The organism is Pseudaquabacterium inlustre (genome assembly GCF_038066595.1).
GTDB lineage: Bacteria > Pseudomonadota > Gammaproteobacteria > Burkholderiales > Burkholderiaceae_C > Pseudaquabacterium > Pseudaquabacterium inlustre.
Window position 1 is genome coordinate 496581 of record NZ_JBBUTH010000011.1, and the last position, 24810, is coordinate 521390.

Annotated in this window: 24 protein-coding genes and 2 pseudogenes; 16 read left to right on the top strand and 10 right to left on the bottom strand. The window is 72.4% G+C overall.

From position 1 onward, the window contains the following. Window positions 1-861, bottom strand: coding sequence for an SDR family oxidoreductase (locus tag AACH10_RS24945; protein WP_341413252.1), 861 nt, complete (start codon window positions 859-861; stop codon window positions 1-3). A 96-nt stretch (window positions 862-957) separates the two neighbouring features. Between AACH10_RS24945 and AACH10_RS24950 the strand changes: the two genes are divergently transcribed. Next, window positions 958-2046 carry a class I SAM-dependent methyltransferase gene (locus tag AACH10_RS24950; protein WP_341413253.1) on the top strand — a complete coding sequence of 363 codons (1089 nt, stop codon included), beginning with the start codon at window positions 958-960 and terminating at the stop codon, window positions 2044-2046. 2 nt (window positions 2047-2048) lie between these two features. Next, on the top strand, window positions 2049-2240 hold the full coding sequence (locus AACH10_RS24955) for a DUF2905 domain-containing protein (RefSeq protein ID WP_341413254.1): 192 nt from the start codon (window positions 2049-2051) through the stop codon (window positions 2238-2240). Here AACH10_RS24955 and AACH10_RS24960 read toward each other — a convergent pair. The 5 genes from AACH10_RS24960 to AACH10_RS24980 all read right to left on the bottom strand — a co-directional run bounded on the left by AACH10_RS24960 (window position 2203) and on the right by AACH10_RS24980 (window position 8452). Beyond that, the gene (locus AACH10_RS24960) at window positions 2203-3468 is read right to left on the bottom strand and encodes a multifunctional CCA addition/repair protein (protein WP_341413255.1); all 1266 of its coding nucleotides are present in this window, start codon (window positions 3466-3468) and stop codon (window positions 2203-2205) included. The genes AACH10_RS24955 and AACH10_RS24960 overlap by 38 nt on opposite strands. Window positions 3469-3487: 19 nt before the next feature. Next, complete coding sequence (locus AACH10_RS24965; RefSeq protein ID WP_341413256.1) at window positions 3488-4435, bottom strand: complex I NDUFA9 subunit family protein; 948 nt, start codon at window positions 4433-4435, stop codon at window positions 3488-3490. Between the two features lie 13 nt (window positions 4436-4448). After that, complete coding sequence (locus tag AACH10_RS24970; protein WP_341413257.1) at window positions 4449-6506, bottom strand: lytic transglycosylase domain-containing protein; 2058 nt, start codon at window positions 6504-6506, stop codon at window positions 4449-4451. Window positions 6507-6622: 116 nt separating this feature from the next. After that, complete coding sequence (locus tag AACH10_RS24975; RefSeq protein ID WP_341413258.1) at window positions 6623-7306, bottom strand: glutathione S-transferase family protein; 684 nt, start codon at window positions 7304-7306, stop codon at window positions 6623-6625. 81 nt (window positions 7307-7387) lie between these two features. Beyond that, window positions 7388-8452, bottom strand: a complete 1065-nt coding sequence (locus tag AACH10_RS24980) for a LysR substrate-binding domain-containing protein (RefSeq protein WP_341413259.1) — start codon at window positions 8450-8452, stop codon at window positions 7388-7390. Between the two features lie 126 nt (window positions 8453-8578). Here AACH10_RS24980 and AACH10_RS25375 point away from each other — a divergent pair. Further along, window positions 8579-8803 (top strand): annotated as a pseudogene (locus AACH10_RS25375) (DUF2917 domain-containing protein); the annotation flags it as partial. Between the two features lie 71 nt (window positions 8804-8874). On the opposite strand, the gene AACH10_RS24985 reads toward AACH10_RS25375, so the two are convergent. Further along, entirely contained in the window at window positions 8875-9336 is a 462-nt protein-coding gene (locus AACH10_RS24985) for a TfoX/Sxy family protein (protein WP_341413260.1), read from the bottom strand. Window positions 9337-9451: 115 nt separating this feature from the next. Here AACH10_RS24985 and AACH10_RS24990 point away from each other — a divergent pair, with 115 nt between their 5' ends. Continuing rightward, window positions 9452-10045, top strand: a complete 594-nt coding sequence (locus AACH10_RS24990; RefSeq protein WP_341413261.1) for a 5-formyltetrahydrofolate cyclo-ligase — start codon at window positions 9452-9454, stop codon at window positions 10043-10045. Window positions 10046-10227: 182 nt separating this feature from the next. Here the strand turns inward: AACH10_RS24990 and AACH10_RS24995 are convergent, their stop codons facing one another. Further along, window positions 10228-10830, bottom strand: coding sequence for an OmpW/AlkL family protein (locus AACH10_RS24995; RefSeq protein WP_341413262.1), 603 nt, complete (start codon window positions 10828-10830; stop codon window positions 10228-10230). Between the two features lie 302 nt (window positions 10831-11132). Between AACH10_RS24995 and AACH10_RS25000 the strand changes: the two genes are divergently transcribed. The 5 genes from AACH10_RS25000 to AACH10_RS25020 are packed head-to-tail and all read left to right on the top strand — an operon-like array spanning window position 11133 to window position 17552. Then, window positions 11133-12767, top strand: coding sequence for a carboxyl transferase domain-containing protein (locus AACH10_RS25000; protein ID WP_341413263.1), 1635 nt, complete (start codon window positions 11133-11135; stop codon window positions 12765-12767). 60 nt (window positions 12768-12827) lie between these two features. Continuing rightward, window positions 12828-13820, top strand: a complete 993-nt coding sequence (locus AACH10_RS25005; protein ID WP_341413264.1) for a GNAT family N-acetyltransferase — start codon at window positions 12828-12830, stop codon at window positions 13818-13820. Further along, window positions 13820-14743: an alpha/beta hydrolase family protein gene (locus AACH10_RS25010; RefSeq protein WP_341413265.1), complete on the top strand. Its 924-nt coding sequence runs from the start codon at window positions 13820-13822 to the stop codon at window positions 14741-14743. Before AACH10_RS25005 ends, AACH10_RS25010 begins: the two co-directional genes overlap by 1 nt. Then, complete coding sequence (locus AACH10_RS25015; RefSeq protein WP_341413266.1) at window positions 14740-15537, top strand: enoyl-CoA hydratase/isomerase family protein; 798 nt, start codon at window positions 14740-14742, stop codon at window positions 15535-15537. The genes AACH10_RS25010 and AACH10_RS25015 overlap by 4 nt, the downstream gene beginning before the upstream one ends. A 17-nt stretch (window positions 15538-15554) precedes the next feature. After that, window positions 15555-17552, top strand: a complete 1998-nt coding sequence (locus AACH10_RS25020) for an acetyl/propionyl/methylcrotonyl-CoA carboxylase subunit alpha (protein ID WP_341413267.1) — start codon at window positions 15555-15557, stop codon at window positions 17550-17552. 46 nt (window positions 17553-17598) lie between these two features. Here AACH10_RS25020 and AACH10_RS25025 read toward each other — a convergent pair whose 3' ends face one another. Then, window positions 17599-18006, bottom strand: coding sequence for a hypothetical protein (locus AACH10_RS25025; protein ID WP_341413268.1), 408 nt, complete (start codon window positions 18004-18006; stop codon window positions 17599-17601). A 169-nt stretch (window positions 18007-18175) separates the two neighbouring features. On the opposite strand from AACH10_RS25025, the gene AACH10_RS25030 reads away from it, so the two are divergent. The 7 genes and pseudogenes from AACH10_RS25030 (at window position 18176) to AACH10_RS25060 (ending at window position 23440) form a co-directional block, all read left to right on the top strand. Next, complete coding sequence (locus tag AACH10_RS25030) at window positions 18176-19102, top strand: hydroxymethylglutaryl-CoA lyase (RefSeq protein ID WP_341413269.1); 927 nt, start codon at window positions 18176-18178, stop codon at window positions 19100-19102. Beyond that, window positions 19099-19629, top strand: coding sequence for a YbaK/EbsC family protein (locus tag AACH10_RS25035; protein ID WP_341413270.1), 531 nt, complete (start codon window positions 19099-19101; stop codon window positions 19627-19629). Before AACH10_RS25030 ends, AACH10_RS25035 begins: the two co-directional genes overlap by 4 nt. Next, a pseudogene (locus AACH10_RS25040) lies at window positions 19626-19817 on the top strand (DUF1289 domain-containing protein); the annotation flags it as partial. The gene AACH10_RS25035 and the pseudogene AACH10_RS25040, both read left to right, overlap by 4 nt. A gap of 182 nt (window positions 19818-19999) precedes the next feature. Next, complete coding sequence (locus tag AACH10_RS25045) at window positions 20000-20680, top strand: DsbA family protein (protein ID WP_341413271.1); 681 nt, start codon at window positions 20000-20002, stop codon at window positions 20678-20680. Between the two features lie 216 nt (window positions 20681-20896). Then, a complete protein-coding gene (locus AACH10_RS25050) occupies window positions 20897-22597 on the top strand; it encodes an MFS transporter (RefSeq protein WP_341413272.1) in 1701 nt (566 codons plus the stop codon). Window positions 22598-22679: 82 nt separating this feature from the next. Next, entirely contained in the window at window positions 22680-22874 is a 195-nt protein-coding gene (locus AACH10_RS25055; RefSeq protein ID WP_341413273.1) for a hypothetical protein, read from the top strand. A 122-nt stretch (window positions 22875-22996) separates the two neighbouring features. Then, on the top strand, window positions 22997-23440 hold the full coding sequence (locus tag AACH10_RS25060; RefSeq protein ID WP_341413274.1) for a universal stress protein: 444 nt from the start codon (window positions 22997-22999) through the stop codon (window positions 23438-23440). A 60-nt stretch (window positions 23441-23500) separates the two neighbouring features. On the opposite strand, the gene AACH10_RS25065 is transcribed toward AACH10_RS25060, so the two are convergent. Beyond that, window positions 23501-24778, bottom strand: coding sequence for a hypothetical protein (locus tag AACH10_RS25065; RefSeq protein ID WP_341413275.1), 1278 nt, complete (start codon window positions 24776-24778; stop codon window positions 23501-23503). Window positions 24779-24810 lie beyond the last annotated feature (32 nt).

Below are 24810 nucleotides of genomic sequence, written 5' to 3' on the forward strand. Positions count from 1 at the left end.
TCAGGAAGAGGAAACGGCTTGTTGTTGTTGGGCGAGGAACAGCACATCGCGCGGCTGGCCCCACAGGTGCTGGCCGCCGTCGACCAGCAGGTTGTGGCCGGTGATGGCCGGCGCCTCGAGCAGGTAGCGCACGGCGCGGGCGATGTCCTCGGGCGTGGACGAGCGCGCCAGCGGCGTCATGCGGTGCGCGGCAGCGAACTCGGCCTCGGTCATCGGCCCCGACAGCAGCGTGACGCCCGGCGACACGGCATTCACCCGCAGCACCGGCGCGCAGGCCTGGGCCAGCATCACGGTGGCGGCCTGCAGCGCGGCCTTGCTGAGCGTGTAGCTGAAGTAGTCGGGGTTGGGGTTGGCCAGCTTCTGGTCGAGCAGGTTGACCACGCAGCCGGTGGCTGCACCGTCGCCCGGTCCTTGCGGGTCTTCGCGGCGCTGCAGCAGGTGCTCGTGCAGCGCGCGGGCCAGCAGCACGGCCGGCGCGGTGTTGGCGCGCACCGCGCGGTCCAGCAGGCCGGGGCTGAAGCTGGCGGGGTCGTCGTACTCGAACAGCGAGGCGTTGTTCACCACCGCATCCAGCCGGCCCAGGCGCAGCAGCACCGCCGGCACCAGGGCTTCGCAGGCCTGCGGGTCGGCCAGGTCGGCGCTGAAGACTTCGGCGCGGCCACCGTGGCGCTGGGCCTCGGCTGCCGTGGCCTCGGCCTCGGCGAACGAGCGGTGGCAGTGCAGCGCCACGTCCCAGCCGGCGGCAGCCAGATCGAGCGCGATCTGCCGGCCGATGCGGCGCGCGGCACCGGTGACCAGGGCCACCGGCCGGGCGGCGGGCTGGACGGCGGCTGTGACGGAAGAGGGGGAGGGCGTGCTCATGGTTTCTACAATGCCAGGATGACGGCCCCGGCAACCCCGCCCGCCACCGCGTCCGGTGGTGCAGGCGAACCCGACAGTGTATCGACCCTGGTTTCCTTGCCGCTGAGCGAGGTGATCCGCCAGGCCATCGCCGAGGCGGGCGGCTGGCTGCCGTTCGACCGTTTCATGGCGCTGGCGCTGTATGCGCCGGGCCTGGGCTACTACGCCAACACCAGCGCCAAGTTCGGCGCCATGCCGGGCTCGGGCAGCGATTTCGTCACCGCGCCGGAACTGAGCCCCTTTTTCGGCCGCGCGCTGGCGGCCCAGGTGCGGCAGGGCCTGCAGGCCAGCGGCACGCACACGGTGGTGGAGTTCGGCGCCGGCTCGGGCGCGCTGGCCGAGCAGCTGCTGGAGGCGCTGGGCGATGCGGTGCAGGCCTACCGCATCGTCGACCTGTCGGGCACGTTGCGCGCGCGCCAGGCCGAGCGGCTGGCGCGCTTTGCGCCCAAGGTGCAGTGGCTGGATGCGCTGCCCGAGGCCATCGAGGGCGTGGTGGTCGGCAACGAGGTGCTCGATGCCATGCCGGTGCAGTTGCTGCACTTCGACGGCAGCGACTGGTTCGAGCGCGGCGTGAGCGTCGATGTGGCCGACGGCGAGGCCTTCGCCTGGGCCGACCGCCCCACCGATCTGCGCCCGCCGGTGGCGGCCGCCTTCGTGCCCGGCACCGTCACCGAGATCCACCCGCAGGCGCGTGCCTTCATCACCACGCTGGCCGGCGTGTTGAAGCGCGGCCTGGCGATCTTTCTCGACTACGGCTTCCCCGAGGCCGAGTACTGGCTGCCGCAGCGCCACATGGGCACGCTGATCTGCCACCGCGCGCACCGCGCCGACCCCGACCCGCTGGTGGACGTGGGCCTGAAGGACATCACCGCGCATGTGGACTTCACCGGCATCGCGCTGGCCGGGCAGGACGCCGGGCTGGAGGTGGCCGGCTACACCTCGCAGGGCCGCTTCCTGATCAACTGCGGCCTGATGCAGAGCCTGGCCACGGCCAGCGTGGCCGAGCGCGCGATGGCGCAGAAGCTGGTCACCGAGCACGAGATGGGCGAGCTGTTCAAGGTCATCGCCTTCGCCCGCGGGCTGGACCTGCCGCCGCAGCAGCCGCTGCTGGGCTTTGCGCAGGGCGACCGGACGCACCGGCTGTAGCCATGCGCTGGCTGATCGTCTTCGTGCTGGCCTCGCTGGTGTTCAGCGGGCTGAAGGGCTGGTTGCAGAAGATCGGCCTGGGCCGCTTGCCGGGCGACGTGACGCTGCGCCTGTTCGGCCGCGAGCTCTACCTGCCCTTCGCCAGCAGCCTGGTGTTCAGCGTGCTGGCGATGCTGGTGGGTCTGCTGGTCTGAGCGCCTGCAAGGCCCCCTCGACCGCCGCCACACGCACCGCGCGCACCCGCTCGCCGATCTGCGGGCCCTTCAGCCCGGCGGCCACGGCGGCCGCACTGGCGCCCTGCGCATCGGCGGCCAGTGCGGCGTTCAGCGCCGCCTGCAGGCGCGGGCGCTGCGGGTAGGGCCGGTCCTCGAAGCCGGTGCGCCCACGGGCGTCGCATTCGCAGGCCAGCAGCGCCTCGGCAAAACGCTGTGGGCGGCGCAGGCCGTCGCAGCGGTCGATCAGGCGCATCACGGCCTCGGCGCCGAACTCGGCGCTGCGGTGGATGTTGCCGTGCTCGCGCGCCACCACCTCGGCCAGCTCACGGCAGTCGGTGGGCAGCTTCCAGCGCTCGGCCACGCGGCGCGCCAGGCCCACGCTGCGCTGCTCGTGGCCGATGTGGCGCGGCCACTCGTCGCGCGGCGTCGTGGCCTTGCCCAGGTCATGCATCAGGCAGGCCCAGCGCACGGTGAGCGGGGCGTCCAGCGCCGCGGCGGCGCGCAGCACCAGCAGCTGGTGCTCGCCGGTGTCGATCTCGGGGTGGTGCTGCGGCGGCTGCGGCACGCCCCACAGCGCATCCAGCTCGGGCAGCAGCACGGCCAATGCACCGGTGTCGCGCAGCACCTGGATCATGCGGTCGGGCCGCGCCGCCGTCAGCCCGCGCGACAGCTCCTGCCACACGCGCTCGGGCACCAGGTGGTCGATCTCGCCATCGGCCACCATCTGCTGCAGCAGCGCCAGCGTCTCGGGCGCCAGCGAGAAGTCGGCAAAGCGTGCGGCAAAGCGCGCCACGCGCAGCAGGCGCACCGGGTCTTCGACGAATGCGGGCGACACATGGCGCAGCACCCGGGCCGCCAGGTCGGCCTGGCCGCCATGCGGGTCGGTCAGCGCGCCGGTGTCTGGGTCTTGCGCGATGGCGTTGATGGTCAGGTCGCGGCGCGCCAGGTCGTCTTCCAGCGTCACGTTGGGCGCGGCGTGGAAGGTGAAGCCGTGGTAGCCGCGGCCGGCCTTGCGCTCGGTGCGCGCCAGCGCGTATTCCTCGCCGGTCTCGGGATGCAGGAAGACCGGGAAGTCGGCGCCCACCGGCCGGTAGCCGGCGCGCAGCATGGCCTCGGGCGTGCTGCCTACCACCACCCAGTCGCGGTCCTGCACCGGCAGGCCCAGCAGCCGGTCGCGCACGGCGCCGCCGACGATATAGACCTTCATGCGATCGGAGGCCGGGCGCTCAGCGCCACTGATAGGCCGGCCGTGCCGGCGCGAAGTGCGCGGCCAGGCGCGCCAGCGGCTGTGGCGTGATGCCCAGCGCGGACAGACCCGGCAGCGTGCCGCCGGCCACGTTGGGCACCCGCATGCTCAGCACGTTGTCGCGGCTCATCGGTGGCTCGCCGGGCAGCAGAGCCATGCCGGCGGCCTGCAGCATGCCGGCCCACTCGGGCAGCGGCAGCACCGGGCGCGGGCGGCCGCTCATCGCGCCCACGCGCTGCACGATCTGGCCCAGCGTCAGCACCTCGGGGCCGGCGGCCTCCACCGTGGCGCTGGTCAGGTCGTCGCGGCGGGTCAGTTCGACGATGGCCTGCGCCACGTCGCCCACCCACACCGGCTGGAAGCGCGCGCCGGTGCCGGCCAGCGGCATCAGCGGAAACAGCTTCAGCAGGCCGGCGAACAGATTGGTGAAGCGGTCGTCCTCGCCGAAGATCACGCTGGGGCGCAGGATGCGCACGTCCAGACCGCCGGCGCCATCCACCTGCTCGGCCTGGCGCCACACCGCCTCGCCGGCGGCCTTGCTGCGCAGGTAGTTCGACGGCGCATCGGCCGCCACGCCCAGCGCGCTGACATGCACCACGCGGCGGATGCCGGCGGCGCGCGCCGCGGCGGCCAGCGTGCGCGGCAGCGCCACGTGCACACGGTCGAAGCGCGCCGCATCGCCGTGCAGCACGGCCACCAGGTGCACCAGCGCGTCGGCGCCCTGCAGCAAGGCGGCCAGCTGCGCGGGCTGGTGCACGTCGCAGGCCAGCACGTCCACCGTGGGCAGCGACTGCACGGCGCGGGCGTTGGGCAGGTGCCGCGTGGGCACCACCAGGCGGCAGCCCGGCCAGGTGCTGACCAGCCGCTCGCACAGTGCGCGGCCGACGAAGCCCGAGCCCCCGGTGATGACGATGCGCTGCGGTGTCATGGCTGGCGTGCGTTCAGGGCAGGTCGTTGTTGGTGGCCGGCGCGCTGGTCTCGCGCGGGCCGATGGTCTGGCCCAGGCGCGATCGCAGCGCCAGCGGCTTGCCGTTGAGCAGGCTGTCGTACACCGCGGCGGCCGAGGTCACGCGTTTCACATAGTCGCGCGTCTCGTTGAACGGGATGCTCTCGGTCCAGGCGGCGGCGTCCAGCGTGCCGCCTTCGCGCCACTTGCGCGGCCGGCCGGGGCCGGCGTTGTAGGCCGCGGCGGCCATCGATTGCGAGCCGCCCAGGTCGTCGAGCACCAGCTTCAGGTAGCTGGTGCCCAGCTTCAGGTTGGTCACCGGGTCGGTGATCAGCTCGGGCCGGCTCCAGTCCATGCCGATCTTCTTGGCCGTCCAGCGCGCGGTGGCGGGCATCACCTGCATCAGGCCGCTGGCGCCCACGTGCGACTTCAGCTGCGGCATGAAGCGCGTTTCCTGTCGGATCAGGCCGAAGACATAGGGTGCGTCCAGCCCGGCGGCGCTGGCGGCGGCGCGGATCTGCTCGGCCCAGGGCGTGGGGTAGCGCAGCGCCACGTCCACCTCGCTGCGGGTGCGCTCGGCGGTGTTGATGCACAGCTGCCAGTCGCTCACATCGCAGGCCAGGCGGGCGGCGGCGTTCAGCGCGCGGTCGTCCATACCGCGCAGCGTGAAGTTCCACTCGCGCCGCGCCTCGTCGCGCAGGCCCAGGTTCACCAGCATCAGCGCGCGCTGCAGGCCCGGGTGGTTGCGCGCGGCCTCGCGCTCGGCCGGGGTGATGGGCGCCGGGCGCGGCGGCAGCGTGGCCGGGCGCCCCAGGGCGTCGGCGGCCAGCTGGCCGTAGAAGTGCGGGTCGTTGCCCAGGCTGTCGAGCAGGCGCTGGCTCTCGGCGCGCTGCGCGTCGCCCTCGGCGCCGGCCCGGGCGGTGGCGGCCAGGGCCTGGGCGCGCCAGTAGACCCAGGCGGGGTCTTTCTGGGCGGCCGGGCTCATCAGCTCGATCAGGCGCAGCATCAGCGGCCAGCGGCCGTCCTGGCGGCTGCGCAGCGTGGCGCGCACGCCCCAGCCCAGGGTCTCGTCGCTCCAGCCGGGGTGGTGCCGGGCCTCGCCGCGCACCTGGCGGTCGAGCAGGTTCACCGCGCGCTGGGCATGGTCGGCCGCCTCGGGCAGCAGCTTGAACGCGGCCTGGCGCGCGGTGTAGAGCCAGCCCCAGGCGGCCTGGCTGGCGCTGAGGCCCTCGTCACCCAGCGATTGCGCGGCGGCCTCGGGGTCGTTGGCGGCCACGCGCATCAGGGCCAGCAGGCGCAGCTCCTGCTGGCCGCGGCGCGGGCTGGCGCTGCGCTTGAGGAAGCGCGCAGGGTTGTCCAGCGCCTCCACCGCTTCCTTGGCCATCACGTTGCCCATCAGGCCGATGGCCTGCTTGGCCGCGCCGGGGCGCTGCAGCTCGACCGACAGCCGGGCCTTGAGCCAGATGTCGTCGTCGCTGAACTTCTTGCCGTCGACCATCGCGGTGGCCAGCATGTTGCAGCCGTCGTCGGCCTCGCGCTGGGCCAGCCAGGCGGCGCGCGCGGCCTCGCGCACGTCGCGGCCGGCCAAGTGCTCGGACAGCAGCCACCAGCACGTGACCTCGCGGTCGTCGTTCATGCGAAAGCGCGGGTAGTCGCGCGCCAGGTTGCCGAAGTCGCGGCGGCGGCCCAGCTCCAGCAGCCAGTCGTTGCGCAGCCGGTCTTCCACATAGCTGCCGGGCCAGCGGGCGTAAAAGCCTTCCACCTCGTCGACCGAGGCCTCGACCAGGCGGCTGGACAGGTCCCAGTACTCCACCCAGGGCAGCAGCGGGTGGCGGGCCGCCGCCATGGCGGCTCGGGCGGCGGCCAGCTTGCTGCGGTCGGCCTTGCCGGCCTTGCGCACGGCGTCGCGGGCCTCGACCACGGTGGTGTCCAGCGCATCGGTGCCGGCGGCCGTGCCGGTGTTGGCGCGGGCCATGCCGGCGGGCAGGGCCGCCAGGGCCAGCAGCGTGAGCGGGATCAGCGCGGCGCGGCGCAGGGGGGGCAGGCAGGTCATCGCGGCAGGTGGCAGGTGCCGGCCCCACGCACAGGCGGGCCGGGTGTCTGCCCAGGGAGAAGGTCGCAGCGAATCACTGTACCCCAGGCCCCGCGCGGCCGTGGGATGTGCGCCGATCAGCGCTGTGTGCGGTAGGGTTCGTCTTCGGGCACGAAGTCGGCCTCGGTCAGGGCCTCGGCCTCCCAGGCCTGCACGCCGGCGGTGGCCCACAGGCGCTGCACATAGGCGGCGGCCTCGGCCGGCAGCGGCAGCGCATAGGTGCGGATGCGCGAGGCCACCGGCGCGAAGTAGGCGTCGGCGATCGAGTAGTCGCCGAACAGGAAGGGCCCGCCGCTGGCGGCCAGGGCCTCGGTCCACAGCGCGGTGATGCGCGCCAGGTCGGCCGCCACCGCCGGCTTCTCGGCCAGCAGGCGCGCCCCCACCTCGGGCAGCCGGGCCTCGATGTTCATCGGGAACGCGCCGCGCAGCGCGCCGAAGCCGCTGTGCATCTCGGCGCACACGCTGCGCGCGCGGGCCCGCGCGGCGCGGCCGGTGGGCCACAGCGCCTTCTCGGGGAAGCGCTCGGCCAGGTACTCGGCGATCGCCAGCGTGTCCCAGACCAGCAGGCCGTCGTCGTCCACCAGGGCCGGCACGCGGCCGGCCGGCGACACGGCGGCGATGGCCTGCTTGAACTGCGAATCGGCGCTGAAGCTGTCGAAGCGCAGCATCACCTCGTCGAAGGCGATGCCCTTCTCGCGCATCAGCACCCAGGGGCGCATGGACCAGGACGAGTAGTTCTTGTTGCCGATGTACAGCTTCATCGCGGGGCTCCGGGGCGTGAGGGGCAGTGGGTTGGGCGATGCATGCTAGGCGGCGCCGGCCGCGTCAGGGGTGAGTTTTCGTCATGGCTTCGATGCGCGCCGCGCATCGGCCGGCAGCGCGCGGGCGCCGGCCGTGCCGTAGGGGTCGGACGAGGCGGCCGGGTCGGCCAGCGCGGCGCGGGTCAGCGCGGCCTCGTCGCGGATCCAGCCGATGAAGGCCTGCAGCTCGGGCCGCAGCCGCGCGCCGGGCAGCGGCAGCAGCCAGTAGGCGGCGGGGCTGTCGATGCGGCCGGCCGGGCCGAAGGGCTCGACCAGCTCGCCACGGGCCAGCGCGTCGTGCACCAGGGCCATGCGCGCCAGCGCCACGCCCTGGCCGGCCAGCGCGCCCTGCACCTGCTGGTGGGTGTAGTTCAGGTAGATCCAGCGGCGCGGCTCCAGCAGCGGCTGGCCGGCCTCGCGCAGCCAGCGCCGCCAGCTCAGGTAGACGGCGCTGGGGCGGTGGTCGTCCTCCTCCAGCAGCGCATGGCCGGCCAGGTCGGCGGCGCGCGCCAGCGGCGGCACCTGGCCGCTGCGCGACTGCGCCATCAGCCACGGGCTGGCCACCGGCGTGAGCCGCTCGCCGAACAGGCGCTCGGCCTCGGGTGTGGTGGCCACGTCGTCGAAGCCGTAGCGCAGCACCAGGTCGACCTCGGGGTCGTCCAGTTCGGTCATCTTGTCGCTGGCGCTGATGCGGATGTCGATGTCCGGGTGGCGCTGCTGGAAGGTGGGCAGGCGCGGCAGCAGCCACAGCGTGGCGAACGAGGCAAAGGTGGACAGGTTCACATGCCGCCGTCCCTGGGCCACGCGGATCTGGCGCACCGTGCGGTCGATGCGCTCCAGCGCCGGCATCACCGCCTGGCGCAGCGCCTCGCCGGCGGCGGTGAGCTCCACGCGCCGCGTGCCGCGGTTGAACAGCGTGGCGCCCAGCTCCTGCTCCAGGCCCTTGATCTGCCGGCTGATGGCCGACTGCGTGAGGAACAGCTCGTCGGCCGCGCCGCTGAAGGACAGGCGCCGCGCCACCGCCTCGAAGGCGCGCAGGCTGTCCAGCGCCAGCGGGCGTCGCGGTGTGTTGGGCAGGGCGGGGGGCGGGGGCGGGGATTGATTCATTCCATTGGCGCATCAAAGCGCGGCATCGATCGCATTGGACTGCGGGCCGTCGCGTGCCGATCATCTTGCCATCGCCGCAACGTTCGCGCAGGGTTTGCGCGGCGGCTGGCGGCAGCGGAGCCCATCATGACCCACTCGCATCAATCCATCGCCCTCGACCGCCGCCAGCCCGCGCTGGGTCGCCAGCAGCGAGCCTTGCAGCTGCAGGGGGCCTGGCGCCTGCAGGCCGCCCAGGCCGGCTGGCTGGCGGTGGACGAGGGCCGCGTGTGGCTCACCCGCGACGGCGGCGGCGACGATCTGGTGCTGTCGGCCGGCCAGCGGCTGTGGCTGGGCCGTGGCGCGCGGGTGGTGGTGGAGAGCTGGCAGCCGGCGGTGGCCGCCCGCCTGGGCTGGCAGGCCGATGTGGCGGCGATGGCGCCGGCTCAAGCCGGCCGCGCGCGCCGCCGCGTACCGGGGACCGGCGCTGACCCGGTGGCGGCCGGCTGGGCTGCGCTGGCGCGTGCCCTGGGCTTGCTGGGGGCGGCCTTGCTGGCTGCCGCGCGCAGCGCCGAGGCCAGGGCCAGCCGCGCCCAGGGCTGCATGGCGGCGGGGGAATCCATGGCTTCGTCCGGCGCACTCCAGTAACTGGTGAGCACGCGCCGGCCACCGCGGGTGTCGTAGCCGAAGGGCTCGGCGCCGGCGGCGGCAAATTCGGGCTGGGCCGCCGCGTCGGCCTTCAGGTACAGGCGCTCGCCGACGATCAGCCCGACCATCAGCGCCTCGACGAACAGGCCCTGGCCGCCGAACATGCGCCGCGCCTGCGGCCGGCCGAGTGCGGCCAGCAGTTCCAGGCAGTGGTGGGTGAACCCGGCGTCGGTGGCGTCGGGGCGGGCGTGGGCGGCCATGGTGGCGCGCAGTGTAGGGGGGGCGGCCGGCCGGCGTGGACGATGTCGCAGCACCGCACCTGCGCATGGCGCCGCCGGGTGGGCGCGCGGGCCGGCGCGGGCCACAATCCCGCGCATGAGTTCCGAACGCCGCTTCCGATTCGACGAGCCCGCGCGTGACAAACCCACGCTGCGCAAGCAGCTGCAGGCCGAGCGCCAGGCCATGGTCGACCGCCACCAGCGTGCCGTGCACCTGCAGCAGGTGATGCAGGTGTGGCTGCTCGACCGGCCCGAGGTGGCCATCGGCGCCTACTGGCCGATCAAGGGTGAGTTCGACGCGCTGCCGGCGCTGTACCGCTGGAGCGAGGTCAGCGGCGACCGCATGCTGGGCCTGCCAGTGATCGACCGCGAGACCAAGCAGCTGCGCTTCCATGCCTGGTTTCCCGGCTGCCCGATGGAGGAGGACGCCTACGGCATCCCCAAGCCCAAGGACACGGTGCAGTTCCAGCCGCAGCTGCTGTTCGTGCCGCTGGTGGGCTTCGGTCCTGGCGGCAACCGCCTGGGCTACGGCGGCGGCTTCTACGACCGCACGCTGGCCGCGCTGACGCCGCGGCCGGTGACGGTGGGCCTGGGCTTCGCGCACGGCTACATCCCGTGGCTGGAGCCCGAGCCGCACGACGTGCCGCTGGATGCCATCCTCACCGAGGACGGCGTGGCCTGGGAGGCGTAGCCCACCCCCTACGGGCTGACGCCCGCCCCCTCAAGGGGGCACCACCCTGGGCCCGGCAGAGCCGGGCCTCGGTGGTTGCTGGGTTGCGCTGGGATCCTGCAACGACCTTGCAATGAAAAACGCCGCCCGAGGGCGGCGTTCTTCATCGTCGGCCGTGTCTCGTGTCTGAACGCGTCAGCGCATCAGAAGCGCTTGCCGAAGCCCACGCCGACCAGCAGCGGATCGACCTTGAACTTGCCCTTGTCGGCGCCGCTCAGGTAGACGTTGGTGCCGATTTGCACCTTCTTCACGTCGACGTTGAGCAGCCAGCCGCCGCCGACTGGCACGTCCACGCCAACCTGGGCGGCCAGGCCCCAGCTGTTGTGCTTCAGGCCGCCCGTGCCGTTGAGGATGTTGACGGCCGAGATGTTGGTGTAGTTGACACCGGCGCCCACGTACGGACGGAAGCCGTTCAGGCCGGTGAAGTGGTACTGCAGCGTCAGCGTCGGGGGCAGGTGCTTGAAGCTGCCGATCTCGGCGCCGTTCAGGTAGACGGTCTGCTTTTGCGGGTAGGTCAGGATCAGCTCAGCCGCCAGGTTGGGCGAGAAGAAGTAGCTCAGGTCCACTTCAGGGATGGTCTTGTCGTTGATCGTCAGACCCAGGTTGGTGCCGTCCTTGTTGGCCGAATCCAGGTGCACGGCGCGGGCGCGCACGATGAAGTTGCCGGTGTCCTGGGCTTGCACGGGCAGGGCGCACACGGCGGCGGCTGCGGCGGCGATGGCGATCAGGGAGCGGATGGCGGTCATGGTCTCTTTCCTCAGGGTTGCAAACAGCCAGGCCCTCTTCGCATCGGGCCCGTGAACGCATTGCACGACGGGCCGCGGCGCCGCGGATTGGCCCAGCGCAAGCCCGCGGCCGCCCGGCGCGGGCGCTGACTCAGGGTTTGACCTGAGGCAAATGCGGGTGATGCGGCGGCGCAACATCGGCGTTGACGCGGGCCACCGCATGCCGGGGTTGCGCTCAATTGACGTTTACGTAAACGTCACTTGATAATCCCGCCGCACACTCGAACCCACCCCGCATCCAGACCGCAAGCGCCGGAGACCGCATGGCCGTTCTGCAGAGCAAGTTGAACCCCCGCTCGCAAGAGTTCCGCAGCAATGCCCAGGCCATGCAGGCCCTGGTGGACGACCTGAACGCCCGGCTGGCGAAGATCGCCGAGGGCGGTGGCGCCGATGCGCGCGCCAAGCACCTGTCGCGCGGCAAGCTGCTGCCGCGCGAGCGCGTGGAGCGCCTGCTCGACCCCGACACGCCGTTCCTCGAGATCGCGCCGCTGGCCGCACTCGGCATGTACCCCGAGAAGGATGGCCAGGGCGGCACGCGCGACGCCGCGCCCAGCGCCGGCATGATCGCCGGCATCGGCCGCGTGGCCGGGGTGGACTGCGTGATCGTGTGCAACGATGCCACCGTCAAGGGCGGCACCTACTACCCGGTGACGGTGAAGAAGCACCTGCGCGCGCAGGAGATCGCGGCGCAGAACAACCTGCCCTGCATCTACCTGGTGGATTCCGGCGGCGCCAACCTGCCCAACCAGGACGAGGTGTTCCCCGACCGCGAGCACTTCGGCCGCATCTTCTTCAACCAGGCCAACATGAGTGCGGCCGGCATCCCGCAGATCGCCGTGGTGATGGGCAGCTGCACGGCCGGCGGCGCGTACGTGCCGGCGATGAGCGACGAGACCATCATCGTCAAGAACCAGGGCACCATCTTCCTGGGCGGCCCGCCGCTGGTGAAGGCTGCCACCGGCGAGGTGGTCAGCGCCGAAGACCTGGGCGGCGGCGACGTGCACACGCGGCTCTCGGGCGTGGCCGACCACCTGGCCGAGAGCGACCTGCATGCGCTGGCGCTGGCGCGCCAGAGCGTGGGCCGGCTCAACCGCATCAAGCCGCAGCCGCTGGCCACCGTGCCGCCCAAGCCACCGCGCTTCGCGCCGGAAGAGCTGCATGGCGTGATCCCCACCGACACGCGAAAGCCCTTCGACGTGCGCGAGGTCATCGCCCGCGTGGTGGATGACAGTGCCTTCGACGAGTTCAAGGCCCGCTACGGCAGCACGCTGGTCTGCGGCTTCGCCCACATCGAGGGCATGCCGGTGGGCATCGTGGCCAACAACGGCATCCTGTTCGCCGAGAGCGCCAACAAGGGCGCGCACTTCATCGAGCTGTGCTGCCAGCGCAAGGTGCCGCTGGTGTTCCTGCAGAACATCACCGGCTTCATGGTCGGCCGCAAATACGAGAACGACGGCATCGCCCGCGCCGGCGCCAAGATGGTGACGGCCGTGGCCTGTGCCCAGGTGCCCAAGTTCACGGTCATCATCGGCGGCAGCTTCGGCGCCGGCAACTACGGCATGTGCGGCCGCGCCTACAGCCCACGCATGCTGTGGATGTGGCCCAACGCGCGCATCAGCGTGATGGGCGGCGAGCAGGCCGCCAGCGTGCTGGCCACGGTCAAGCGCGATGGCATCGAGGCCAAGGGCGGCCAGTGGAGCGCCGACGAGGAAGAAGCCTTCAAGGCCCCCATCCGCCAGCAGTACGAGGTGCAGGGCCACCCGTACTACGCCAGTGCCCGGCTGTGGGACGACGGTGTGATCGATCCCGCCGACACGCGCCGCGTGCTGGCGCTGGGCCTGAGCGCGGCGCTGAACGCGCCGATTCCGGAGACGAAGTTCGGCGTCTTCCGCATGTGAGGCCGCGATGGGCGCAGGAACCATGCCAGCGCCTCCATCCCCCGCCCCCCGGCTGCTGCCATGAACCCGTCCGCCCGCTTCAATCTGCGTCCGCTGCAGGCCTCCGACTCGCTGGCCGAACTGACCGCGCTGCTGCACCGCGCCTATGCGCCATTGGGCGCGGCCGGCATGAACTTCACCGCCGTGCACCAGACCGAGGCCCAGACCGCCGAGCGCGTGCGCCACGGCCATTGCCTGGTGGCCGAGCGCGACGGGCGGCTGATCGGCACCGTCACCGTCAACGGCGCCTTCGATCCCAACATCCAGGCCTGGGCGCGGGCCACGCCCTGGTTCTACCGCGCCGACGTGGCGCACTTCCACCAGTTCGCCGTGGCGCCCGAGGTGCAGGGCGAGGGCATCGGCAGCGCGCTGCTGGCCGGGGCCGAGGCCTGGGCGCGCAACCACGGCCACGCCGCGCTGGCACTGGACACGGCGGTGCCGGCCACCGCGCTGCGTCAGCGTTATGCGCGGGCCGGCTTCGACGTGGTGGACGAGGTGCATTGGGGCGGCAAGACCTACCGCAGCGTGGTGATGCTCAAGCCGCTGGCCTTCGACGGTCGCGGCCAGGCCCTGCCGGTGCCGTCGCTCACCGACGCGCAGCACCATGCCGCGCTGGTGCGCTGCTGGTGGGCCCATGTGCAGGCGCGCGACTGGCCCGCTGCCCGCCACCTGCTGGCCGACGATGCCCAGCTGCACTGGCCGGCCAGCGGCGAGTGGCTGCTGGACGCCGACGCCATCGTCAAGGTGCAGGCCATCTACCCCGAGGGCTGGCGCATCACCGTGCTGGAGGTGACGCCGATGTGCGACGGCCGCGTGCACTCGTGGGTGCGCGTGGACCAGGGCGAGACCACCTTCTTCGCGCACACGCTGTGGCGCTTGGCCGGTGACGCCGATGCGCGCCCGTGCATCGCCGGCGCCAGCGAGACCTGGGCCACTGCCGAGGCCCCGCCGGCCTGGCGCACCGCCGAGGCCCTCGGGGCCTACCGGCGCGAACCCTGGCCGCGGGGGGCGTGATGCACCGTCTGTCACCGCAGGCATTCCGCGCGGCGCGGGCCCCAGGACGCATCGCCCGGGGGCTGCTGGCCGGCGTGCTGGCGTGCGTGGCGCAGGCGGTGCCGGCCGCGCTGTCCGAGCAGGTGCTGCAGGTGCCGGTCAGCGTGGTGGACGCCTGGGGCAAGGCGGTGGAGCAGCCCATCACGGTGACGCTGTTCCACGAGGCGGCGGCCCGCGCGCCACGGCCGCTGCTGCTGCTCAACCATGGGCGCGCGCCCAAGGCCGCCGACCGGGCCGCGATGGGCCGTGCGCGCTACAGCGCCGTGGTGCCCTGGCTGGTGGCGCAGGGCTTCACCGTGGCCGTGCCCACGCGCATTGGCTACGGCGTGAGCGGCGGACCGGACGTCGAGGATTCCGGTGCGGCCTGCGACCGCAAGAACTACCCGCCCGGCTACCGCGCGGCGGCCACCCAGACCCTGGCCGTGGTGCAGGCGCTGCAGGACCGGCCCGAGGTGCAGCCCGGCCGCACCGTGGTGATGGGCCAGAGCTACGGTGGCGCCACCGCGGTGGCCGTGGCCGCGCTGAACCCGCCCGGCGTGGTGGCGGCGATCAACGTCGCCGGCGGCGGGGGCGGCAACCCGGAGACCCAGCCGCAGCGGCCTTGCGCGACGCCGCAGCTCGAGCGCCTGTTCGCCGAGTACGGCCGCACGGCGCGGCTGCCGATGCTGTGGATCTACACCGAGAACGACCAGTTCTTCGGCCCCGCCTACCCGCGCGCCTGGTTCGCCGCCTTCCGCGAGGCCGGCGGCCGCGCCGAGTTCACCCAGTTCCCGCCCCACGGCGACGACGGCCACAGCCTGTTCACGCGCTTTCCCAAGGTGTGGCAGCCGCGCGTGGCCGAGTTCCTGCGACAGCAGGGCTTCGAGATTCCGGAGACCCCATGAGCACCACCCTCGACATCCAGCGCAGCGGCCCGAACGGCGCCGTGGCCCGTGTGTTCCTCAACCGCCCCGAGGTGCGCAACGCTTTCAACAGCGACGTGATCGCCGAACTCACCGCGGCCTTCGCCACACTGGGCGCCGACGACAGCGTGCGCGCCATCGTGCTGGGCGGCCATGGCAAGGCCTTCTGCGCCGGCGGCGACCTGAACTGGATGCGCGCCATGGCCGACTACAGCTGGGAGCAGAACCGCGTCGACGCCCAGGCGCTGGCCGACATGCTGTTCACGATCTACACCTGCCCCCAGCCGGTGATCGGCCGCCTGCACGGCGACTGTTATGCCGGCGGCCTGGGCCTGGCCGCGGCGTGCGATGTGCTGGTGGCCGCCGAGGGCATGCACTTCTGCCTGTCCGAGGCCAAGGTGGGCCTGCTGCCGGCCACGATCAGCCCCTACGTGATCCGCGCGCTCGGCGAGCAGGCCTCGCGCCGCTACTTCGTCACGGCCGAGCGCTTCTCGGCCGCCACCGCGCACCGCCTGGGCTTCGTGCAGGTGCTGGCCGATCCGGCGGCGATCGACGCCGAGGTCGATGCGATCACGGCCGCGCTGCTGGCCAACGGCCCGGCCGCCGTGGCCGCCAGCAAGCGCCTGGTGCAGGACGTGGCCGGCCAGCCCCTGACGGCCGCGCTGCGCGACGACACCGCCCGGCGCATCGCCGACATCCGCGCCAGTGCCGAGGGCAAGGAGGGCATCTCGGCCTTCCTGGGCAAGCGCGACCCCGCGTGGAAGACCGGCGCCTGAGAGATCAAGGAGACACCATGTTCAAGAAGATCCTGATCGCCAACCGCGGCGAGATCGCCTGCCGAGTGGCTGCCACCGCGCGCCGCCTGGGCATCCGCACCGTGGCCGTGTACTCCGAGGCCGACGCCCAGGCCCGCCATGTGCTGGCCTGTGACGAGGCGGTGGCCATCGGCGGTCCGGCCCCGCGTGACAGCTACCTGCGCGCCGATGTGATCCTGGCCGCCGCGCGCGCCACCGGCGCCCAGGCCGTGCACCCGGGCTACGGCTTCCTGTCCGAGAACGAAGGCTTCGCCCAGGCCTGCGCCGACGCCGGCATCGCCTTCATCGGCCCGCCGCCCTCGGCCATCGCCGCCATGGGCAGCAAGAGCGCGGCCAAGGCGCTGATGGAGAAGGCCGGCGTGCCGCTGGTGCCCGGCTACCACGGCGCCGACAACGACCCCGCGCTGCTGGCCGCCGAGGCTGCGCGCATCGGCTATCCGGTGCTGATCAAGGCCAGCGCGGGCGGTGGTGGCAAGGGCATGCGCCGCGTGGATGCGCCGGAAGACTTTGCCGCCGCGCTGGCCAGCTGCCAGCGCGAGGCACAGGCCAGCTTCGGCGATGCGCATGTGCTGATCGAGCGTTATGTGCTGCGGCCGCGGCACATCGAGATCCAGGTGTTTGCCGACGCGCAGGGCCAAGCCATCCACCTGGGCGAGCGCGACTGCTCGGTGCAGCGCCGGCACCAGAAGGTGCTGGAGGAATCACCCGCGCCGGGCCTGAGCGCCGCGCGCCGCGCTGAGATGGGCGCTGCCGCCGTGGCCGCGGCCCAGGCCGTGGGCTATGTGGGCGCCGGCACGGTGGAGTTCATCGCGGAAGAAGTGGACGACGGCGACATCCGCTTCTACTTCATGGAAATGAACACCCGGCTGCAGGTGGAGCACCCGGTCACCGAGGCCGTCACCGGGCTCGACCTGGTGGAGTGGCAGCTGCGCGTGGCCGCCGGCCAGCCGCTGCCGTTGGCGCAGGACCAGGTGCGCATGGCCGGCCACGCCATCGAGGCCCGCATCTGCGCCGAGAACCCCGACGGCGGCTTCCTGCCGGCCACCGGCAGCCTGGACGTGCTGCGCTGGCCCGAGCATGTGGCTTTCGAGCGCGGTGCCGTGCGCGTGGATGCCGGCGTGCGCGAGGGCGATGCCATCAGCCCGCACTACGACTCGATGATCGCCAAGCTGATCGTCTGGGGCGACAACCGCGCCCAGGCGCTGGCGCGGCTGGATGCCGCGCTGCAGGCCACGCGCATCGTGGGCCTGGCCACCAACGTGGCCTTCCTGCGCCGCGTGGTGAACAGCAACGCGTTTGCCACCGCCGATCTGGACACCGCGCTGATCGAGCGCGAGCGCGCCGTGCTGCTCGACCAGCCGCCGCTGCCGCTGCACATTGCCGCGGCCGGTGTGGTGGCGCACAGCCTGGCCGAGGAGGCCGCGCTGGAGGGCGCCGACCCGTTCAGCCGCCGCGACGGCTGGCGCCTGCACGGTGGCGCGCGCCGCCACGTCGACCTGGAGGTGGACGGCCAGATGCACAGCGTGGCGCTGGCGCGCCACCACGACGGCCAGTGCGAGCTGCAGATCGGCGACCAGCACTGGCCCATCACGGTGCGCGCGCTGGGCGGCGCGCTGCATGACCTGACGCTGGGTGAGCGCCGGCTGCGGCTGGAGGTGTTCAAGCACGGCGAGCGCGTGGCCGTGTTCGGGCCCGAGGGCAGTGCGGTGCTGCGCGAGGTGGATGCCATCGCCCATGCCGGCGATGCCGCGGGCGAGGGCGGCCGGCTCACCGCGCCGATGCCCGGCAAGGTGGTGGCCTTCCTGGCGGCGGCCGGCGACAGCGTGGCCAAGGGCCAGCCGCTGGCGGTGATGGAGGCCATGAAGATGGAGCACACGCTGACCGCGCCGCGCGACGGCGTGGTGGCTGAACTGCTCTACGGCGTGGGCGACCAGGTGGCCGAGGGTGGCGAGCTGTTGCGGCTTGAACCCGTGTGACTTTCAGCGCCCGGCCTCGCGGATGCGCGATGTCGGGTGCGCCAGCTCACTCTTTGCGCCAGCGCCCCAGCCAGCTGCGGCGCCGCTCGACCGGCGGCTCGGTGCGGCTGTCGTCGCGGCCACGCGGGTCCAGCGGCAGCACCGGCGGCTGGGTCAGGCCGAAGCCCGAGGTGTCGCGGGCCCAGTCGTTGGGCTGCATGGCGTGACCGGGCGGTGCGGGGGGATCGGCCGGGCCCAGGGCGGCGGGGGCCGGCTGGCGCGCGGTCAGGTCGCGGAACAGCGCGGCCAGCGCCATCAGTTCGCTGCCCACGCAGGCGTCGCACACCAGCAGCACGTCGCGGGCATAGCGCGCGTCGCCCAGCAGGCGCTCGATCTGGATGCCATGGCCGATCTCGCCGAGCAGCAGGTCGTGGATGCGCTGCGCGATCTGCAGGCGGCTCAGGGGGCTGGACAAGGGCATCTCCGGGGCGGGGCCAGGCGGCGGCGCCGGGCATGGGCCCATCGTACGCGGCTGGGCTGCGGCCTCCATCCCCAACCCGTCGGGCGCGGGCCGGGCCAGCGCCCTGGTGTCCTGTCGGTCACCGTGCGCTGGCTATAGTGACGTCTGTTCAAAGAGGATTGCGATGATTCCCTCCCGTGTCACCCTGGTCGATGTGGGCCCGCGCGACGGTCTGCAGAACGAGAAGCAGCCGGTGAGCACCGCGCACAAGGTCGATCTGGTGCACCGGCTGCAGGCGGCCGGCCTGCGCGAGATCGAGGTCACCAGCTACGTCAGCCCCAAGTGGGTGCCGCAGATGGCCGACAACGCCGAGGTGATGGCCGCCATCCAGCGCGCGCCCGGCGTGCGCTACAGCGTGCTGACGCCCAACATGAAGGGCCTGGAAGCGGCGCTGGCCGGCGGCGCGGCCACCCGGCCCGACGAGGTGGTGGTGTTCGGCGCCGCCAGCGAGGCCTTCAGCCAGAAGAACATCAACTGCAGCATCGCCGAGAGCATCGAGCGCTTCGCCCCGGTGGTGGCCGCCGCGCGCGAGGCCGGGCTGAAGGTGCGCGCCGCGATCTCCTGCGCACTCGGGTGCCCCTACCAGGGCGCGGTGAGCGCCGATGCGGTGGAAGACGTGGTGCGGCGCCTGAAGGACATCGGCGTGCAGCACTGCGGCGTGGCCGACACCATCGGCGTGGGCACGCCGGGTCAGGTGCAGGCGGCGATGGAACGTGCGCTCAAGCACTTCCCGCTGGCCGAGGTGAGCGGGCATTTTCACGACACCTACGGCCAGGCGCTGGCCAACATCTACGCCTGCCTGCAGATGGGCATCCACACCTTCGACACCAGCGTGGCCGGCCTGGGCGGCTGCCCGTACGCCAAGGGCGCCACCGGCAACGTGGCCACCGAGGATGTGGTGTTCATGCTGCACGGCCTGGGCATCGAGACCGGCATCGACCTCGATGCGCTGGTGGAGGCCGGCGGCTTCATCAGCGACGTGCTGGGCCGGCCGCCGGTCTCGCGCGTGGGCCGGGCGCTGCTCACCAAGAAGGGCCGGGTGTTCGCATGAGCGGTGACGCCAGCGTAGCGCCGGGCCAGGCCCTGGCCGACCGCCCCGAGGGCTTCCGGCGCGTGGCCGCGGCGCTGCAGCAGCGGGGCCACCCACATCCGGCGCGGTGGCTGGAACAGTCGGCGCGCACCTGCGCCGAGGCCGCTGACGCGCTGGGCGTGCAGGTGGGCCAGATCGCCAAGAGCGTGATCTTCCGGCTGAAGGCGGCCCACAAGGACGAGGAGCGCGCCGTGCTGGTGGTGACCAGCGGCGACAAGCGCGTGGACACGGCCAAGGTCACGGCCCTGGTCGGGCCGGTGGGCCGGGCCGATGCCGATTTCGTCAAGTCGCGCACCGGCTTCTCGATCGGCGGCGTGTCGCCGCTGGCCCATGCCACGCCGCCGGTGGTGCTGATCGACCGCGAACTGTTCCGCTTCGACACCGTGTGGGCCGCGGCGGGCCACCCCAACGGCGTGTTCGCTGCCACGCCCGAGCAGCTGGTGGCCATGACCGGCGCGCCGGCCGCCGACGTGACGGAGGCCGGATGAGCGCCGCCCCGCGCGCGGCCGGCGTGCCCAGCCCCTGCATCGCCATCTGCCGCATGGACGCGGCCACCGGCTGGTGCGAGGGCTGCCTGCGCACGCTGGACGAGATCGCCGCCTGGGGCCGGCTGGACGACGCTGGCAAGACCGCCGTGTGGTCGCTGCTGGACCAGCGCCGCCCGCAGTGGGAGGCGCTGCTGTTCGACCGCGCCGGGGCGGCACCGGCCGTGGCGGCAGGCTGTGGCGGCGCCTGCGGCAGCTGCGACGGCCGCGTCGGGTGCGCGCTGCGCGACGGCGCCGGTCCGGCCGCCAGCACCGCACCCGGTGGTGCGCTGCACGAGGCGGCCATCCGGTTCATGAACCGGGAGCCGGGCGCGTGAGGCGCATCGCCTTCCACTTCGACGTCATCTCGCCCTACGCCTGGCTGGCCTTCGACCGCCTGCCGCAGGCGCTGGCGGGCCTGAGCGTGGTGGTGGACTACCAGCCGCTGCTGTTCGCCGGCCTGCTGGCACGCTGGGGCCAGAAGGGCCCGGCCGAGATCGCGCCCAAGCGCGCCTGGACCTACCGCCAGGTGGCGTGGCTGGCCCATGCCCAGGGCACGCGGCTGCAGCTGCCGCAACCGCACCCCTTCAACCCGCTGGCGCTGCAGCGCCTGGCCCTGGCCTGTGCGCCGGCCGGTGGCACGCCGGGCCGGCATGTGGTGGAGCAGCTGTTCCGCCACGTGTGGTGCCGCGACGGCGCCGATCCCAACGCGCCGGCCGCGCTGGGCGCGCTGACCGCGGCCCTGCCACTGCAGCGCGATCCCACCGGCGCCGAGGTGAAGGACGAACTGCGCGCCCGCACCGATGCCGCGGCCGATGCCGGCCTGTTCGGCGTGCCCACGCTGGTGCTGGCGCCCGAAGCCACCGCTGGCGCGGGCGCCACCGCGCCGCGCGCTTTCTTCGGCCAGGACGCGCTGCCGATGCTGCGCGCGGCCCTGGACCACGACCCCTGGTTCGACGGCCCCGCGTGGGACACCGCCGGCCGCCAGCCCGACGGCGTGCAGCGCCGAAGCTGACGGCGCGCCGCCGGCCACGGTGGTTCCGGGCGGCGGGGTTTTCCCGAGTAAACCACTCTGTTTCTCACATAGTGAAACCGTCACTGCGGGTTGCACCGGAATTTGTCAGCTTCTGTTGGCTGCGCGTCAGACATCGGTCAGTCACCGATTCGACAGTCCGCCCCACGCGGTGCCCCAGCAGGCGCACCGTCCCTCGGAAGAACCGGAGACAAGCACATGGCAACAGCCCAGATGGGAATGAAAGGCGGCGGCGCGGCGGCGCCGATGACCGCTGAAGAGAAGAAGGTGATCTTCGCGTCGTCACTCGGCACCGTGTTCGAGTGGTACGACTTCTACCTCTACGGTTCGCTGGCGGCCATCATCGCCAAGCAGTTCTTCTCGGGCCTCGATCCGTCGGCGGCCTTCATCTTCGCGCTGCTGGCCTTTGCCGCGGGCTTCATCGTGCGCCCGTTCGGCGCGCTGGTGTTCGGCCGCCTGGGTGACATGATCGGCCGCAAGTACACCTTCCTGGTCACCATCCTGATCATGGGCATGTCGACCTTCATCGTCGGCGTGCTGCCTACCTATGCCTCGATCGGCGTGGCCGCACCGGTGATCCTGATCGCGCTGCGCATGCTGCAAGGCCTGGCGCTGGGCGGTGAGTACGGCGGTGCCGCCACCTACGTGGCCGAGCACGCGCCGCACGGCCGCCGCGGTGCCTACACGGCCTGGATCCAGACCACCGCCACGCTGGGCCTGTTCCTGAGCCTGATGGTGATCCTGGGCACCCGCACCGCCATCGGCGAGGCCGCCTTCTCCGACTGGGGCTGGCGCGTGCCGTTCATCGTGTCGATCCTGCTGCTGGCCATCAGCGTGTGGATCCGCCTGTCGATGAACGAATCGCCGGCCTTCAAGAAGATGAAGGAAGAGGGCAAGGTCTCGAAGGCGCCGCTGTCCGAGTCCTTCGGTCAGTGGAAGAACCTGAAGATCGTGATCCTGGCGCTGTTCGGCCTGGTGGCCGGCCAGGCCGTGGTCTGGTACTCGGGCCAGTTCTACGCGCTGTTCTTCCTGGCCAACGTGCTGAAGGTCGACGGTCCCACCGCCAACATCCTGGTGGCCGTGTCGCTGATCATCGGCACGCCGTTCTTCGTGGTGTTCGGCTCGCTGTCCGACAAGATCGGCCGCAAGCCCATCATCATGGCGGGCCTGCTGCTGGCCATCGTCACCTACTTCCCCCTGTTCACGGCGCTGACCAACGCGGCCAACCCCAAGCTGGCGGCTGCGCAGGCCAATGCCAAGGTGACGGTGACGGCCGCGGCCGGTGACTGCTCGTTCCAGGGCAACCCGGTGGCGCGCGAGATCGACTTCACCAAGTCCTGCGACATCGCCAAGCGCTACCTGGCCCAGCAGTCGGTGAGCTACACCAACGTGGCGGCTGCCGCTGCCGGCCCGGCCGTGATCCAGATTGGCGACAAGCAGATCACCGCACCGGTCGCCACCGTGGTGAACCAGAAGTTCGACGAGGCCAGCACCAAGTCGATCGCCGCCTTCAAGAAGGAAGTGTCCGAGGCGCTGAAGGCCGCCGGTTATCCCGCCAAGGCCGACCCGATCGTGCCGCTGTCGGCCAACTGGTGGAAGATCGTCGCGATCCTGTCGATCCTGGTGATCTACGTGACCATGGTCTACGGCCCGATCGCCGCGATGCTGGTGGAGCTGTTCCCGACCCGCATCCGCTACACCTCGATGAGCCTGCCGTACCACATCGGCAACGGCTGGTTCGGTGGCCTGATGCCCACGATCGCCTTCGCGATGGTGGCCGCCAACGGTGACATGTACTACGGCCTGTGGTATCCGATCATCATCGCCTCGATCACCCTGGTGATCGGCGTGCTGTTCGTCAAGGAGACCAAGGACGTGGACATCTACGCCCGCGACTGAGTCCCGCGTCGCGTCACGCACCGCGGCCGCCTTCGCAGGCGGCCGCGCCTTTTCGCTTCCCCCAACCTGAACCTGTCACACCATGTGGAAACTCATCCTCGGCTTCATCGCCTTTGCCGCCCTGGCGCTGTTCATCCTGAGCAAGAGCGGCGGTGACATCGACATGAGCGGCGAAAAGCACGGCATCGACTCGCATGCCCCGGCTGCGTCGGCCCCGGCCGCTGCGTCGGCGCCGGCTTCGGCCGCGGCGCCTGCCGCCAGCGCGGCCTCGAACTGATCTGGCTCAGGCCCCTGCGCGGGCCGGCTGACGGGCGTGGCCCGCATTGACCAAGGTCAACGCGGGCCCCGGCGCGTCTGGCCACCATGGCGTCATCTCACTCTCCGCAAAGGGATTTCGCCATGTTCAAGAACCTCTTCGTGCCCATCGACGGCAGCGCCCTGTCCGAACGCGCCATGCAGACCAGCATCGCGCTGGCCAAGCAACTGGGCGCGCAGATCACCGGTTTCGTGGTCGAGCCCGACGCGCCGCTGCCCACGCCCGGCGTGCAGATGTCGCAGTACGAGAAGTCGACCGCGGCCCACCTCGAGAAGACCGACACCCACGCTCGCGCGCTGCTCACGCGCTTCGAGTCGCAGGCGGCCGAGGCGGGCGTGGCCTTCACCGGCCTGCATGCCAACGCGCTGTCGGTCGACCAGGCCATTGCCGACCAGGCCGAGAACACCGGTTGCGACATGATCGTGATGGTCACGCATGGCCGCGGCACCTTCGGCGAACTGCTGTTCGGCTCGCACACCAAGAACGTGCTGTCGCGCAGCAAGCTGCCGCTGCTGGTGCTGCACTGAACGGGTGCGGCCGGCTGGGCAGTGGCCTGGCCTTCGCCCCCCGGTCTGCCGCCGTGACGTTCAGCGCTTGAGCAGCGGCAACTGGTCCAGCCGCTGCTCGATGCGGGCCAGCATCTCGCGGTAGGGCGCGCCCTGCAAGCCGCCGAAGCGGCGGACGAACTCGCGTTCGGGCATGTCCTCGGGCAGGTCGCTCACATCGGGCAGCAGGTCGTCGTCGCGCAGCGGCGCGGCCAGGGCCTGCTGCAGCGCACGGGCGTCCTGACGCGCGCGCAGCCCCAGGCGGGTGCCCGCGCGGTCGGCCGCCAGGTCGTTGAAGCTGAAGCCCGAGCCGCCGCGCGAATCCGACACTTCCTTGTACAGGCCGATGGCATCGGACAGCGGGCCGCTGCCTTCCAGCGCCAGCACGGCCGACACCAGGAAGTGCAGCGGCGTGTCGGTGCGGCCGCGCAGCAGCACCGTCATCGGCCGCACCGGCGCCCAGCGGCGCGAGGCAGGCACCAGCTCGTGCAGCGCGCCGGGGTTGGCCACCAGGGCCAGCGCCAGCAGCGCGGCGCGGTTCTCGCGCACCGCGTCGGGCCCGTCGCCAGCGCGCTGGCGCGCCAGCGAGAACATCGTCGGCATCAGCGCCGACAGCGCCACCCTGCGGTCGGCCCCACGCGCCGGCGCCACTGCGGCCAGGCGCTCCACATAGACGCGCAGGCGCTCCTGCTCATCGGGCTGCAGCAGCGTGCTGGCCATGGTGTCGCGCAGCCGGGCCGGCCAGGCAAAGGCCACCACCGCCATCGCGTCGCTGAACTGCACGCGGCTGACGATGCGCTGCGCCAGATCACCCTGGGCCTGCAGCCCCACGGCTTCCAGCAACCGGGGCAGGGCGCGCTCGGCCAGCCAGCCCGGCACCGGCAGCCGGCCGAGGTGCAGCGACTGCACCTCGGGCAGGGCGCTGGTGTCGGCCAGCTGCAGGTCGACATTGAGCCAGCGCCCGCCCAGCGGCGCCGGCAGGCTGCGCGGCAGGGCCAGGCTGGTCTGCACGCGGGCCTGGCCGGCCTTCAGGCTGACCCGGGCGCGGGCCTGGCCGTCGGGGGCGTAGTGGCTGCCGGCCTGGCCGATCAGCAGCTCGATGTCGCGCGGCGTCAGCGCGATGGCGCGCTGCACGCCGGGGGCGCTGCGGCGCGGGTCATGCCGCTGCAGCAGCGTGCGTGCGCGGGCGATGTCGTCGGGCCCGATCTGCGGGCCCGCCACCACCTGCGGCTGGCCCTGCAGGGCCAGGGCCAGGGCCCCCAAGGCCAGCAGGGGCAGGGCGATCAGCAGGATCAGCAGGACACGCAGCAACACACGCATGGCCGGCAGTCTGCCATCGCCCCGCGACGCCC